The organism is Maridesulfovibrio sp., assembly GCF_965230075.1.
GTDB lineage: Bacteria > Desulfobacterota > Desulfovibrionia > Desulfovibrionales > Desulfovibrionaceae > Maridesulfovibrio.
On sequence record NZ_OZ245945.1, the window covers coordinates 3385151 to 3400106 of the forward strand.

Annotated in this window: 11 protein-coding genes; 3 read left to right on the forward strand and 8 right to left on the reverse strand. The window is 47.4% G+C overall.

Features of this window, described 5'->3' with window-relative positions; all coding sequences use genetic code 11:
* Positions 1–65 precede the first annotated feature (65 nt).
* A complete protein-coding gene (gene trpB, locus ACO05Z_RS15355; RefSeq protein WP_421903068.1) occupies positions 66–1277 on the forward strand; it encodes a tryptophan synthase subunit beta in 1212 nt (403 codons plus the stop codon).
* A gap of 323 nt (positions 1278–1600) precedes the next feature.
* Here the strand turns inward: trpB and ACO05Z_RS15360 are convergent, their stop codons facing one another.
* Entirely contained in the window at positions 1601–2359 is a 759-nt protein-coding gene (locus ACO05Z_RS15360) for a YkgJ family cysteine cluster protein (RefSeq protein WP_421903069.1), read from the reverse strand.
* The gene (locus tag ACO05Z_RS15365; protein WP_421903070.1) at positions 2343–3287 is read right to left on the reverse strand and encodes a bile acid:sodium symporter family protein; all 945 of its coding nucleotides are present in this window, start codon (positions 3285–3287) and stop codon (positions 2343–2345) included. The genes ACO05Z_RS15360 and ACO05Z_RS15365 overlap by 17 nt, the downstream gene beginning before the upstream one ends.
* Positions 3288–3538: 251 nt before the next feature.
* Between ACO05Z_RS15365 and ACO05Z_RS15370 the strand changes: the two genes are divergently transcribed.
* The gene (locus tag ACO05Z_RS15370) at positions 3539–4459 is read left to right on the forward strand and encodes a phosphatidylglycerol lysyltransferase domain-containing protein (RefSeq protein ID WP_421903071.1); all 921 of its coding nucleotides are present in this window, start codon (positions 3539–3541) and stop codon (positions 4457–4459) included.
* Between the two features lie 17 nt (positions 4460–4476).
* Here the strand turns inward: ACO05Z_RS15370 and ACO05Z_RS15375 are convergent, their stop codons facing one another.
* From ACO05Z_RS15375 to ACO05Z_RS15395, 5 genes are all read right to left on the reverse strand, one after another.
* On the reverse strand, positions 4477–4794 hold the full coding sequence (locus ACO05Z_RS15375) for an Hpt domain-containing protein (protein WP_421903072.1): 318 nt from the start codon (positions 4792–4794) through the stop codon (positions 4477–4479).
* Between the two features lie 3 nt (positions 4795–4797).
* Positions 4798–7176: a response regulator gene (locus tag ACO05Z_RS15380; protein WP_421903073.1), complete on the reverse strand. Its 2379-nt coding sequence runs from the start codon at positions 7174–7176 to the stop codon at positions 4798–4800.
* 15 nt (positions 7177–7191) lie between these two features.
* Positions 7192–8205, reverse strand: a complete 1014-nt coding sequence (locus ACO05Z_RS15385; protein WP_421903074.1) for a BMP family lipoprotein — start codon at positions 8203–8205, stop codon at positions 7192–7194.
* An 18-nt stretch (positions 8206–8223) separates the two neighbouring features.
* Entirely contained in the window at positions 8224–9732 is a 1509-nt protein-coding gene (gene hydF / locus ACO05Z_RS15390) for a [FeFe] hydrogenase H-cluster maturation GTPase HydF (protein ID WP_421903075.1), read from the reverse strand.
* A gap of 212 nt (positions 9733–9944) precedes the next feature.
* Positions 9945–11639 carry a glutamine--tRNA ligase/YqeY domain fusion protein gene (locus tag ACO05Z_RS15395; RefSeq protein ID WP_421903076.1) on the reverse strand — a complete coding sequence of 565 codons (1695 nt, stop codon included), beginning with the start codon at positions 11637–11639 and terminating at the stop codon, positions 9945–9947.
* A 391-nt stretch (positions 11640–12030) separates the two neighbouring features.
* Between ACO05Z_RS15395 and ACO05Z_RS15400 the strand changes: the two genes are divergently transcribed.
* Positions 12031–12489, forward strand: a complete 459-nt coding sequence (locus ACO05Z_RS15400) for a chemotaxis protein CheX (protein WP_421903077.1) — start codon at positions 12031–12033, stop codon at positions 12487–12489.
* A 43-nt stretch (positions 12490–12532) separates the two neighbouring features.
* Here the strand turns inward: ACO05Z_RS15400 and ACO05Z_RS15405 are convergent, their stop codons facing one another.
* Positions 12533–14872, reverse strand: coding sequence for a diguanylate cyclase (locus ACO05Z_RS15405; protein ID WP_421903078.1), 2340 nt, complete (start codon positions 14870–14872; stop codon positions 12533–12535).
* Positions 14873–14956 lie beyond the last annotated feature (84 nt).

Here is a 14956-nt window from a genome sequence, read left to right on the forward strand (position 1 = left end):
GCAAACTGATCGCGGTTTTTTTATGCCTGCACAGCACTGTCGTAGAAAAAATTCAGGAGAGAAAAATGACTGACAACACAACTATCAATGCAGATGGCTTTTTTGGTGAATACGGCGGACAGTACGTTCCCGAACAGCTTCTTCCTATCCTGAACGAGCTGGCGGCAACATACGAAAAATTTAGAAAAGAACCTGAATTCATCAAAGAATTCCAGTATTATCTGGCAAAATATTCCGGACGCCCCACTCCTCTCTACCTCTGCTCTAACCTCACCGAAGAGCTCGGCGGTGCTAAAATCTACCTCAAGCGCGAAGATCTCAACCATCTCGGCGCGCATAAAGTAAACAACACCATCGGCCAGATTCTGCTTGCAAAGCGCATGGGCAAGAAAAAAATCATCGCTGAGACAGGTGCCGGACAGCATGGTGTAGCCACTGCCGCTACCTGCGCACTCATGGGTATAAAATGCACCATCGTCATGGGCGAAGTGGACATGGAACGGCAAAAACTGAACGTTTTCCGTATGCGCATGATGGGTGCGGATGTTGTTGCTGCAAAATCCGGTCAGAAAACCCTTAAAGAGGCTGTTGACGAAGCCCTTGCCGCATGGATCGGTGATGCAGAGAACACCTTCTACCTGCTCGGTTCCGCTGTAGGTCCCCACCCCTACCCGATGATGGTCCGCGACTTCCAGTCCGTGATCAGTAAAGAAGCCAAGCAGCAGTGCCTTGAAGACGAAGGACGCCTGCCTGATTACTGCATCGCCTGCGTGGGCGGCGGTTCCAACGCCATCGGCATGTTCGCAGATTTCATCGCAGATGAATCCGTCAAGCTCATCGGTGTTGAACCTTCCGGACGCGGCCTTGAACCGGGTGAGCACGCAGCCACCCTCTGCCTTGGTGAACCTGGCGTAATGCACGGCTTCAACTCCTACATGCTCAAGGATGAGAAAGGCGAGCCTGCTCCGGTCTACTCTATCTCCGCAGGTCTGGACTACCCTAGCGTAGGTCCCGAGCATTCCCATCTCAAGGACCTCGGCCGTGCTGAATACGTCCATGCATCCGACAAGGAAGCCACCGACGCATTCTTCAAGCTTTCACAGACCGAAGGTATCATCCCAGCACTTGAGTCCTCCCACGCACTGGCCCACGCCCTCAAGCTGGCACCGCAGCTCGACAAGGACAAAATCATCATCGTCAACCTCTCCGGTCGCGGCGACAAAGACGTTGCCCAGATCGAAGACATGATCAGCAAAGGCGAACTTACTTTACCTTAAAAGGCAGGCCTCCGGCGGCTCTTCGATGGCCAAAGAAACTTTTTGAAAAAAGTTTCTCTGGACTCTTCAAAAACTTTTAGTAAGGTTTCGCCGCTCCGCATTTTAAATTTGCCATAGATAAAGGCCGTAATATCTTCCGAGATATTACGGCCTTCTTATTTGAAATAATTTTAACGCATTACATGCGAAGCTTATTAAAACGTTTTGGGATTCTTGCACTAGCCCTTAGGCAAGAAGCTTTGCTTCGAGTCTTAGGGATAGCGACAGTGGAACAAACCCTTTTGAAAAAGGGTTTAAGGCCCCCGGCAGGGTCCCCGAAGGGCTTACATTTGGCCGTTTAATTTTTCGCCTAAGAGCCACTTAGTATACGTAGATTCAAAATCGGTCAGGATCTGAGCTATCATAGGCATGAATGATCCAATGCCGCCCTCAATACTAAATCCAGCAAGGTAGGCTTGCTGTCCGGTAAAGACCAGATCCTTCTGGACCATGATCAACGCATTCTGCGGAACCGTGACTTTATTTTTCATATTGAAACTTTTTTTACAAGCCTCAAGATCAGTTGAAATCCAGTTACGACAGAGAATGGGCCGTACTTCATAGATAGAGCAGCGGTTGTCCTTTAAAAATGGACAGGGCTGAAAATAGTTTTGTGCAAACTCCTTAAGCTGGCCGGGAACAAAATCCCCGGCAGCGGCCATACATTCCTCGGTCAACCGCACAAATTCATCTTCAGAACAATTCGCCGCCAGATGCAGCGCAATACGGAAAGCTTCTTGCGGGGTGAGTGTGATGTGGGAGGAACAGCAATAAGAGCATCCGTCTGAACAAGCGACCTTGAATTCAGGGTCCAAACTCTCCACCTGTCCCAGCATGGCACTGAAATTAGCACCAAACAGGGCAAACGCCTTTTCAGCCAGTAAAACAGGGAATTGCGGCATTTCGGGAGTAATACTTGCGCAATCAGCACACACTGCCATGCTCATATCCCGCAACAGCTTGATCATTTCCGGGTGATCTTCAAAAAAAGGAAAAGCATGAGCAAGGCCGCTGTCGATGATTTCATCAAGACTGTTTTTCATCACTCTCTCCAGAAGAAATTACTCGGTTACGGTTAGCGAGCAATATCCCCGAAATATTATGCCAGAGGCTGAACAAAGCCCCGGGCAATGCGCTCGCAATACCAAAATATTTAGTCGCCAGAGCCACGCCAAGACCGGAATTCTGCATCCCCACCTCGATAGCGAGAGTAACGCTGTCACGATGAGTGAATCCGGCCAGCCTGCCGACCCCGTACCCGGCCCCCAGTCCACCAGCATTGTGCAGGATAACTGCGACGAAAACAAGAAGCGGAAAAGAAGCCAGCATATCATGGTTCAAACCGATAATGCAGGCAATCAACATAGAGATCACAATGATGGATATAGAAGGAAAAATATGCAGCAAGGGGTCCAGTCTGCTCCGTAAAACCCTGCGCAGGACCAGACCGTCCACCAACGGAAAGATGACAATCCAAAATACGGATTTTACCATGGGCAGGAATGGGATTTCAATCTGCTGGTTAAAAATGGCATAGATAATCAGTGGGGTCAGCAGCGGAGCAAGGCAGGTGGAGACGAGAGTCATGGTCACCGAGAGAGCCACATTGGCCTTTGCCAGATGAGCAATTACATTTGAAGCCGTCCCACCGGGGCAGGCCCCGACCACCACCATTCCGATCAAAGCTTCCTTAGGCAATCCGCATAGAGAAGAAAGCCCCACTGCTAAGGCAGGCATGACCGTATACTGTAACAGCACACCCAGCCCAACCGCTTTATAATTTCGTACCGCCGCCGCAAAATCACTGAACTCAAGAGTCAGTCCCATACCAAACATGATAATGCCCAGACTGAGGGCAATATGCGGCTTCATCCAAGTAAACAGAGCCGGCTCCAGAAAAGCAATGCAGCTCAAAACCACTGCCAGCAAAAGAAAATGTTTTTCTACAGCACGACATAAAGTACTAATCATCTTCACTCCTGCGGAAACCTAATTGCAAACTTTTAGTTGCTGTAGAGCATAATCCTCCACCCTGCAAGCAAGTACATGCATACATCTTGAACATGAATATGATTTTGATATATAATAAGGTGTACACTTTTAGCATTAACCGGTTAGCTATGAATTTACACAAATCAACACAATTTCGTTTTTTGCACAGTAATGATCCGGAATGTGCACCGACACTGCTGCCTTATCTGAAAATTCACGGCAACAGATGCATGTCCTATTCGACAACACAACCGGGATTGAATCATGCTCTGCTGGGATCCAACGGTTACATTTCATGGTTGGAGGTCAACACCCTCCTACACGGAAAAAACGCGGTAGTTCTTACCGAACCGGTCGCAGCTCCAGCCCAACAATTATCCCTTATAAAAAAACTTGAGCAGCATTTGGGCAAAATTACTCTTATCCAGATCGGGGAAGATTTAGCGAAGACACTTTTTAATGAAGGATACAGCGTTTATCAAATCGGGATAGAAACCGAACTGGACATCCAAACATATTCCTTAAGCGGAAAACATAAAAGTTCACTTCGCCGATGGCACAACAAAGGACAAAAATCAGGACTTGTCGTTGAAGAAAAGAAACTTGCAGGAATGGACCAGCAGGAAGTAGCCAAACTCTGTCAGGAGTGGCTCAGTAACAGGGGAGGCAAGGAGTATTCATTTCTGACCCGCCCCATGCCTAAAATCAATGAAGAGGGAGTCCGTTTTTTCTGGACCAGAAAAAACGGAGAACTGCAGGCTCTTGCCGGGTTTGACCCCATATATTCCCAAGGCAAAACCGTGGGCTATTACCATAACTTTGACCGGATATGTTCAGGAGCGGTAAACGGAATTTCTGCATTCACACTTTTACAGGCTATGGAAAAATTCCGCTCCGAAGGCAGGGAAATCCTAAGCTTGGGCCTCTCCCCGTTATCCGGTATGGAGCAGGGCTACAGCCTTTCCGGGCCGTTACAAAGGCTTGCCCGACTCTTCTATGAATTCGGAGAAAAAGTATATCCGTTCAAAGGAAACGACAGACACAAATCTAAATTCTGCGGTAGAAGACAAAAAGTATATATCGCGAGCAATGCAAGCTGGTTCAGGACAATGATGGCGGCAGCGACAGCGTGTGGACTGGAAGTAGTGTGAACGAAACAGAAATCTGGTCAGCTGACCTGAACTTTCAACTCATCAAGATAATAACGGTATTTTTTTACTAAAGGCTTGAGGGCATCTTCCAGCCCAAGCTTGGAAACGTCCTGAATAGCCATACCAAGACGGGAAAGGGGATCAAGACAAAAATTGGCGGCTGCACCTTTAAGGCTGTGCCCCAACCGTCCAACTTCTTTCAGGTCTCCTTGCTCAAGGCTGGTTTCCATCTGATGTAATTCGTCAAACTGATGGACCACAAAATGCGGGATCAATTCCCTGAGATCATCATTGATGATAAACAAGTCTTGTCCTGCGTTCTCTCCAGAAATCATTTCTTACTCCAGAATAGTAATATCTTCGGGAAGACCACCTTTTGCGGCGACTGCCGAAACAGTGGATCTTATAGTATCCCATTTAACCGGTTTGGATATAAATCCGTCACATCCTGCTTGTGCCGAATCCTTCCGGTTAGAACTGTACGCTCTGGCGGCAAGAGCTACAATTATAGTTTTTTTCCTTTCGCTACCTGATTCGAACTCGCGCATCTGCTTCACAGCAGAGATCCCGTCCATTACCGGCAGTTCCAGATCCATGAACACAAGGTCATAACTGTTATCGGTAAAAAGCTGCACAGCCTGCAAGCCATCCACCGCAACAGTAATGTCCGCTCCGGTATCAAGGATGAAAAGTTCAAGAATCTTACGGTGGTCTTCATTGTCTTCCACCAGCAGAACATTGAGTCCATGCCCGGCCCTATGCCTGTCCTTGGAAGAATCACCCACAGAAGCCAGACAACGGATCAGGTCCGCATCAAAAACAGGCTTGATCAATGTATAATCAGCTCCGACAAGCCGAGCATTCTGCCTGTCTTCTTCTGTACACCCAGCCGAGAACATCATTGCTACGCGTCCGGGAAGCAAACCTTTCTGCTGCGCTTTTGAAAGGAAGTCAACCCCCGGCATATCAGGCATCTCGCTATCAACGAGCAGCAGATCATAAGCTTTATCAGGGTCTGCCGCAGCCGCGAGATAATCAAGCCCCTCCGGCCCACTGGAGGCCATAACCGCATCAATTCCGAATGATTGCATCCTCCGGGCCAGCACCTCACGCACAGTATAATTGTCGTCAACAAGCAGTACCCGCGTGCCGGAAAAATCCGCCACGCTACGCAACGGTTCATACACGGATTTTTTAAAAGGGATGGAAAAATAAAAAATGCTGCCCTTACCGCTTTCACTCTCAAAACGGATTTCACCATCCATGAGGACTGCCAGACGTGAAGCTGCGGCCAGCCCCAATCCGACTCCACCGTACTCTCGGGAAGTTGAACCGTCCGCTTGAACGAAACTGTCGAAAATACTTTCCCGCCGGCCTTCGGGAATACCGATCCCGGTATCACGGACTGTGAAAAGCAAACGTTCAAAATCATCACCGGACTCTTCAATACTCAGGCGAACTTCAACCTCACCGCTGGAGGTAAACTTTACGGCATTGGAAACAATATTCAGCAGAATTTGACGAACACGAACCGGGTCACCCACAACCTGTGCCGGGACCCCCTGATCAACATCACAAATAACTTCAATATCTCTAGCATTTGCGGAATGGGCCACACTCTTACATACACTCTGCACATCCCGGGAAGGGTCAAACGGAACCGGAACCAGCTCTATCTGGCCGGATTCAATCTGCACAAAATCAAGAATATCATTGATAATCTTGAGCAACAGTTCTCCGGACCCTCTGAAAATTTCAACATATCCCAACTGTTCAGGATCAAGTTCAGTCTCAAGCAACAAATCTCCCATACCAAGTATGGCATTCATGGGAGTTCTGATCTCATGACTGATCATGGCTAAAAACTGACTCTTGAACTGGCTGGCTTTTTCTGATTTATCCTTCGATTTCTCAAGCTCGCGAACAGTAAAGGAAAGCTCCTCCAGAGCAGCACTCAAATCCTTTTCAGCCCTGCGGCGGACTTCAACCTCATCACGAAGCTTATGGTTAATTTCGCTAAGAGTTTCAGTACGTTCAACAACTTTTTGATCAAGTTCAAATTGAATTTGTGCAAGCTTGGCAGCAAGACGCTCAAGGGAACCACCAAGGCTTCCGATTTCATCATCCCTGTCCAGCCCTTCAAAAACAACCACTTCTCCCTGCTCAGCGCGCTTTGCCTGCTCCGCAAGTCTTACCACAGGAGAGACAACAGTCCTGCCGATGAACAAACGCAGTCCTAAGCCTCCCAACAATGCCGCACCAAAAAGCAAAGGCAAAATACAGGTCAAGACAAAAGAAACATTGTTGGCATGGTCATCATTCAGAATTCCAACACGGACATACCCCAAATATTCTCCATCCTTGAGAATTCGTCTTTCAACATAAAGGACATTTTCAACTCCCTGCCCTTCTTCAACCTCCTGAAATCGGCTGAAAACAGCCCCATCCTGATTAAATACGGCACAAGAGACAATGCCCTTATCTGCGCAGGCATTTTTGACCAACTCTTCCAGTTTGTAATTCTGAAAATTGAGAATTGCCTCACTGCTTGAAAAAGCCAGCAAATTAGCTACAGAACGCCCCTTGGACTCAATGGAGCTTTTCATTTTTGCCTGGTGGAATTCGCTGAAAGCATACCCAAGCGACAATAGAATTGCCGCCAGTATCCCCACAAGCCCCAAGGTAATCCTGCGCTTTATCCTGAAAAAATTAGCCATCAAAAAAATCCCGTTTTACTCAGCTGAAGGTTCCACTTTGACGTTCCCCGAAATCAGATCGTTCCTCAATTTTTCGAGCTTATCAAGAACTTCAGGAGCAACCAGATGCTTACTATATTTCATTTCAGTCAACCCGACACCCTCGTTGCCCAGATTATAAACTTTGCACCCCGGCGCAAAAGTTCCTGTCAGGATAGAACGCACTTCTTTATAAACAGCCACATCAAGTCTTTTCATCATACTGGTCAGAACAACCCCTTTGGCCATGTGATCCTGATTTGAATCGACCCCGACAACCTGATTACCTGTTTTGCGGGCGGCCTGAATTACACCGTTTCCGGCGAGTCCTGCCACGGCATAAATGATATCCACCCCTGAATTGTACATCCCCATGGCCAAGGCATTAGCCTGTTTCGGGTCCTCAAAACCTTTTTCGGAATTTCCCCTGCGCACGAACTTTACATCAACTTCAATATCCCTTCCGGAGAACCTTACTCCCTGAAGGAAACCATTCAAAAACCCCTTGATGACAGGCATCTCGTTGCCGCCGATAAAACCGACCTTGCCTGTTTTGGTCTGCCATGCGCAAAGAGCTCCAACCAAGTATGACCCCATCTCCTGAGCGTAGTCGATTGAAACAACGTTTGGATATCCTTCAATATTACAATCATTAAGAACAAAAACTACATTGGGATAATCAAGTGCTATTTCTGCGAACCGCCCCTCGACTGTGGCGCTGTTGGTGACGATTATTCTGACATTCTCTTTTAGAAGAGAAAGGATAGCCTGCCTAACCGACTCAACAACGTACCCACCGCTGCGAACCAACACTTCAACCTGAAAATCCCTCTGCAACCTGCGCAAACCGGCAATGGTCATGCCGTTAAAAGAATTATCGTTTACAGCATTCCCGGCAGTGACAAAGCCAATTCTCACAACCTCAGCACGGCAAATAGAATTGTTCCCAAAAATGGAAACCAATATAAACAGGAAGACCATCATCCCAATATATACTTTTGCCCTGATCATGGAATTCACCTAAGAGAATCAAGCTTCTTCAGTTTCGTCCGGATCAAGCAAACCGCCAAGATCGGCTCCCAGAACCCGGCCGGGCCATTTGTAAAAACAATATCCGTGTTCTTCTACAAACTTCCTGATCTTCTGCTGCCCACCACGGGCGAAGGGCAATGAGGCAAAACCGATATGTTCCTTGGTCACCTCAATATCCCCGAACAGATACATCAGATTGAACGGGACCGCTTTTTCAGGATGTATCTCGGCTGGAACAACCAGATGCATAGCCTGTGAGTTGCTTCCCCGGAATACATTAATCTTCCCGGTCAATTCCTTACGTTCTTCAACCTCATCTTTGAAGAAAGGCTCAATCAAACGCTTTAGGGTTCCATCCACTTTCGCAACGGCAAGGCCGTAGTTGGTGATGGGAACCTGCTGACGGTCACAATCCCTGATCCGCCTGAGCATATCAGCCCGCTCAGCCATGCAGGCCCCGCAATGGACCACAAGCTGGTACTCAGAAAGGTCGAGAGGCAAACCGCACCCGGTTTTGGATTCAAAAATAATATTGCGGTTTGTATATCCGGCAATCCTTGCAGGAATCATCTCTTTACCAAGGTCCTCAGCTTTAGGATGGTGAGGGCAGGCCTCGACAATAAGCACCTTATCCCCGTCCTGAAGATTATCAATGGCGTTAGCACCCTGAACAAGCTGCTCCAGATTACCCTTATGACGGGCAAAAAGAATGGGAAATGTGGTCAAAGAGACATCACGCGGAATAATATCCATGACCTTCTTGATCGGTTCGGAATCAGCAATCACAAGAGCCGGACGCCGCTTATGCCCGGAAATGGTCTGGTAAAGCTCTCCTTCCTTCACAATAACTGCGATTCCCCCGGCATCAAGGATTTCACGCAGCACCTGCGACTTGGGAAGCCCCAACCTGCCTTTGGGGGAAACCGGGTCTTCGGAAACCACACAGACTACGAAATCCCCCCGGCCCATGAGGTCACGAGCCAACACGGGATCAAGCATATTTTCTTCCGGTGCAAGGGCCATGATAGACTTCTTGAGCCGCTCAATGCCTCGGCCGTCAACGGTGGAGGTAGCCACAAAGCGGACTCCGCGCGAACCGCAGAATTCCATATCAGCAAGGCTGGGCCTCCTGATATCCGCCTTATTGAAAACCATCACACAGGGAATGCCGCGATCCCGTAACAGATTGGTTAATTCCCGCTCTTCATCAAGAATACCGGAATCATCGGTAACAATAACCGCCACATCAACACTATACAGGGCATCTTTGATAGCCCGGGCTCGGTCATCGCCGGGGAGATGGGCATCAGTATCATAAATGGTCACCGGCCCCAGCGGATGAATCTCCGCCCTTGTCAGGGGATACATTTCATCTTCACTGGCCACAGGGCTGACTTCATCACTCTCAATCCCAGAAAGGGCACGTATTATCGAAGATTTACCAACATTACTTCTTCCGGCAATGGCTATGGCAAGCTTGGAACCGCTTTCAATTTCAGCAGTCATTCTTCAACCTCCGGTTCATATCTCTATCAATCTAAACAACAGTTCGAAATTCAGTATTATTAATTACTCAAGAAATAGCACTTTATGCAAAACATTTCACCCCAATTATCCCGCACCTAATTTATGCCGAAATAATTGTGCCGATGCAAAAAAAATGCGGGACCCCCTTAAGGACCCCGCAAAATATTACCCACACCCGCGAGGGTACGGTATTACTTTTTCTGATTCTTGGCAATTTTCTTCCAGGAGTCACGCAGAGTGACTGTTCTGTTGAAAACAGGCTTGTTCGGTTTGGAATCCGGATCAGCGCAAAAATAGCCGATCCTTTCAAACTGGCAGCGGAAACCGGGCTCCACATCTATAAGGGAAGGCTCTACGTAAGCGGTACGTACCTCAAGGGAATCAGGGTTGATATGGTCCTTGAAATCAGAGCCGTCCTTGTTACTCATGGGATTCTCTTTGGTGAAGAGATGGTTATAGAGACGGACCTCAGCCTCGACTGCATGTTCTGCAGAAACCCAATGGATAGTACCTTTGACCTTACGGCCGTCATCGGACCAGCCGCCACGGGTTTTAGGATCGTAAGTGCAGCGGAGTTCCACAACTTCGCCGTTCTCATCTTTAATCACATCAGTACAGGTAACGTAGTAAGCCGCACGCAGACGGACTTCGCGACCAACGGAAAGCCTGAAGAATTTCTTGGGAGCATCTTCCATGAAGTCGTCACGTTCAATGTACAGGGTCTTGGAGAAGGGAATCTTGCGGCTTCCGGCGGATTCATCTTCAGGATTGTTCTGTACTTCGAATTCCTCAACCTGACCTTCAGGATAGTTGTCAATAACCAGCTTGATGGGATTGACTACACCCATAACCCGGTTGGAATGGGCATTGAGGTCTTCACGTACGGAGAACTCAAGCAGAGCGAAGTCAACCATGTTGGCAGCCTTTGCCACTCCGATGCGTTCGCAGAAATTACGTATGGAAGCCGGAGAATAACCACGTCTTCTCATACCGGAAATTGTGGGCATACGCGGATCATCCCAGCCGGAGACATGTCCCTCTTCAACCAGCTGAATCAGACGACGCTTACTCATTACAGTATAGCTCAGGTTGAGCCTTGCAAATTCAATCTGCTGCGGACGGTAAACCCCGAGGGTTTCAAGGGTCCAATCGTAAAGGGCACGGTTATTTTCAAATTCAAGGGTGCAGATGGAGTGGGTAATCTTCTCCAATGAATCGGAAATACAATGGGTGAAATCGTACATGGGATAAATGCACCACTTATCACCGGTACGGTGGTGGTGGGCCTTCCTGATACGGTAGATGGTGGGATCGCGCAGGATCACATTGGGAGAAGCCATGTCGATCTTGGCGCGGAGAACGTGCTCACCATCTTCAAATTCACCGTTTTTCATGCGCTCGAAAAGATCAAGGTTCTCTTCAATAGAGCGGTCACGATAAGGGCTGTTCTTGCCCGGCTCAGTAAGTGAACCACGGTATTCACGGATTTCCTCAGCGCTGAGACTGTCCACGTAAGCCTTGCCATCATTGATCAGCTGGACGGCAAAAGCATAAAGCTTGTCAAAATAGTCAGAGGAATAGTGCAATCTTTCTTCCCAGTCGAAGCCGAGCCAACGGACATCCTTCTCAATGGACTCCACATATTCGGTATCTTCCTTGACCGGGTTGGTGTCGTCGAAACGCAGGTTGCAGGTACCGCTGTAATCTCTGGCAAGACCGAAATTCAGGCAGATGGATTTTGCGTGGCCGATATGCAGGTAACCGTTAGGTTCGGGAGGAAAACGGGTAGCCACTCTTCCTTCGTATTTTCCTGTTTCATTATCTTTATCAATAATCGCGGTAATAAAATTTTTACCTACATTGGACTCGGTTTTATTCTCTGACATTTATCTATATTCCTTGATTTTTTATCTTTCAGCTGCCCGGATCAAGTTTCTGCAGGCAAGCATCATTCACTAAGAATCTTATCTAAATACGAGAATTTATGCCTATGGTCAAATATCATAGAGCATACAACAGACCTCATTTTGTCCTATGCGGCAATGTTTGCAAGTGCTGAGTGAAACAATTTAAAAAATAATGTCAAAATACTGAAAGCACTCTTAAAAAAATTGTTCATGATCTTTTTTTCTGTTAAGGTGCTGAAAGCGCAACCGCATCGGATTAATTCATGATCAAAGACATGAAACAAAGGGTAAGCCCGGAACCATAGGGGAAAATTTTCTTCCGGCCTACCGCGCAAACATATATGCCAACTTTTTTTAAGGAGTCGCTATAATGAATGTAGAATTGGCCAAACCTTTTATCAAGGCAACCTCGGACATCCTTACGATGATGGCCATGATTACGCCTACAGCGGGTAAACCGTTTGTGAAGAAAGGTAATGTCGCCAACGGAGATGTAACGGGTATAGTCGGCTTTACAGGGTCAGTAAACGGAAGTATTTCAATCACTTTTGAAAAGGCCTGCGCCGCTCAAATAGTTAAGAATATGCTCGGCGACGACATTCAGGACATCATTCAGGATGTAAAAGACGCTGTTGGTGAAATCACCAACATGGTTTCCGGACAGGCAAGAGCAGGACTCACTGAAATGGGGTACAAACTTCAAGGCTCTACCCCCACAGTCATCATGGGCGACAATCATACCATTGCCCACGTAACAGCCGGACCGGTCATGGCAATTCCATTCACCACAGACCACGGCAATTTTACCATCGAATTCGGCTTCGATTAAAAATTCAGCCCGGAAGCGAAAGCTTCCGGGCTTCTTAATTATATCATCCCTCTGACGAACCATCCAAAGTCAACTGCACCTTAACCTGATTACGTCCAGCCTCCTTAGCCGCATATAAACCGATATCCGCAGCTTTAAGTAAGTGTTCCAGAGTCTTTGTCTGTTCACTATATGTTGCCACACCAATACTTACAGTAATATTCAATCCCCCGGAACGGGTATTCATTTTCGTGGCTTCAATTTCCGAACGCAATCTCTCTGCGACCAGAGTCGCCCCTTCAAGTCCGGTATCGGGGAGCAAAATAGAAAATTCCTCTCCACCAATCCTTCCGAAGACATCAATATTACGCAGTATTTTAAGCCCTGTTTTTGAAAGGCCTTTCAACACATCATCACCCGCATCATGGCCGTACATATCATTGACCGTCTTGAAATAATCAATATCCATCATTAATAGAGACAACTCACGCCCGTACCTGCGGGTTCTCTCAAGGGCATCTTCCGCACTCTCCATGAAGAAGCGACGATTACTAAGCCCGGTCAGGGAATCAGTGGTAGCTAACTTACGCAGCTTGTCCTCTGCTTCCTTGCGCTCGGTAACATCCCTGAAGGTTCCTACCACCCACCACTGCTCATCCTTACGCAAAGGAGAAAGAAGGACTTCAGCCGGAAAGACATCACCTCCCTTACGGCGCACGTTCACGGTGAAAGAACCGTAACTTGAGAGCAGGCCGTCAATATAATTATCACCATCTCCGGAAGTATCCGGCGAAAGATTATCCTCTGCAAAGAAACAGCATTGCAAACTTTCTCCGAGCATTTCATCAGCCCTGTATCCGAAAATTTTCTCCGCTGCCGGATTCCAGAAATGAACCAATCCTTTTTCATCCATCAGCACCAAAGCATCCTGCACTGAATCACTTATACTCTGAAGCATATCTTCACGGTCCTGCAAGTCCTGCAGGGCTTTTTTCTGAGTACTGATATCGGAAGTCGCCCCGCGGAAACCGGTTACAACACCTGCAGCATCAAAAACCGGAACTCCGTTGAATTCAAGCCAGATCTTACGTCCGTCACGATTGACAAACTTAAAAACCAGCCCATTAAAGCTATGCCCGAACTGGGCCGCGTCGAGAAATTCCTTGCGCACATCCCATGAAGATTCCTCATCCACAAAATCAAAAGGCGAACGCCCGATAAGCTCTTCAGCACTATATCCAAGGACATCTTCGGCCCTGCCGGTGACAAAAACAAAGCTCCCGTCAGGTCCGGTCTCCCAGATAAATTCCCCGGCAGCATCAGCAACGTCCATGAATCTTTTCTCGCTATCCTCCAGAGCCATGCGAATATCTTCACTGGCAACAGTCATGGAAGTCTGCCTCCAGAACAGGTAACCAAGCATAAAAATGAGAAAAGCCAACAGAACAAGCATGATATTGCGACGCGGTACCACTAAAGCTTCATCAGGGACCCGGGAAATAACTTTCCACCCCTCGCTGAACACAACATCCTGCCGCAAAACATAATGGAAAGATTTGCTGCTCAAAGAATCAAAGGTATAGACACCGTCAGGACCTGCAAACTGTCCATCGTTCTGCCCTTTGATATTGCTCCAAACTTCAGGAAATTCTTGCTCAAGCAGCCCTTCTTTAGGTTTGAAAAGAAATCTCCAACTATATGTTTCATCCGGGCCGACAATCCACCCGCCATCATCATTGACCAGAAATAAACCGCCGAATGACTCAGCACCAGCTTCATTAAAAATCTTAAAAAGCATATCCCCGGAAAAATTGAGAACAAGATACCCCGGCTTCATACCGTCTGTATGAACCTTTTTTATCATTCTGATTACCGGGGTGTAAGGAATGACTACCTTCCCGAATTCCATATTCAAGTCAAAACGGGAGATATAGACTTCATCTTTCAGCTTTGCTGCTTCCTTTAAGTATGGACGGTCACTTTTGTCTTGAAGATAATTTCCTGAAACGCGAAGCGGTCTCCCGGCATCGATATTAACCCTGACCAACTCCATCCCCTGCGAAGAAAGGTAGCGAAGCTGAACACACCCCTTGCACTGCGAGCCGAATACGGAAAACAGCTCTGCTATGCGTTCACGTTTCACATAAAAATCGCCCGGACCTGCCAATATTTCCTCGACAAGCCCGCCAAGGATAGCAGTATATTCTATGTCCGATTCAAGCCATGAATTAAATGCAGAAATATTACTCTTAACCAGATCAACCTCATGATTCTCAACAATATTGAGATACTGGGTCCGCTGAGTAAGCAGGGCCCATGCTGAAACTGCAAGAATAAGAACAGCTACCAAGGAAAACCGCTTGATAAAATAGAAGAATACACTGCTTGATTTTTTTGTTTTCATAAAAATAGGTATCCCGGACGGAAGTTCATTGCGAGCATAACACAAACCGATCAAATATTTCTCAATTGGAAATACACTGCCACA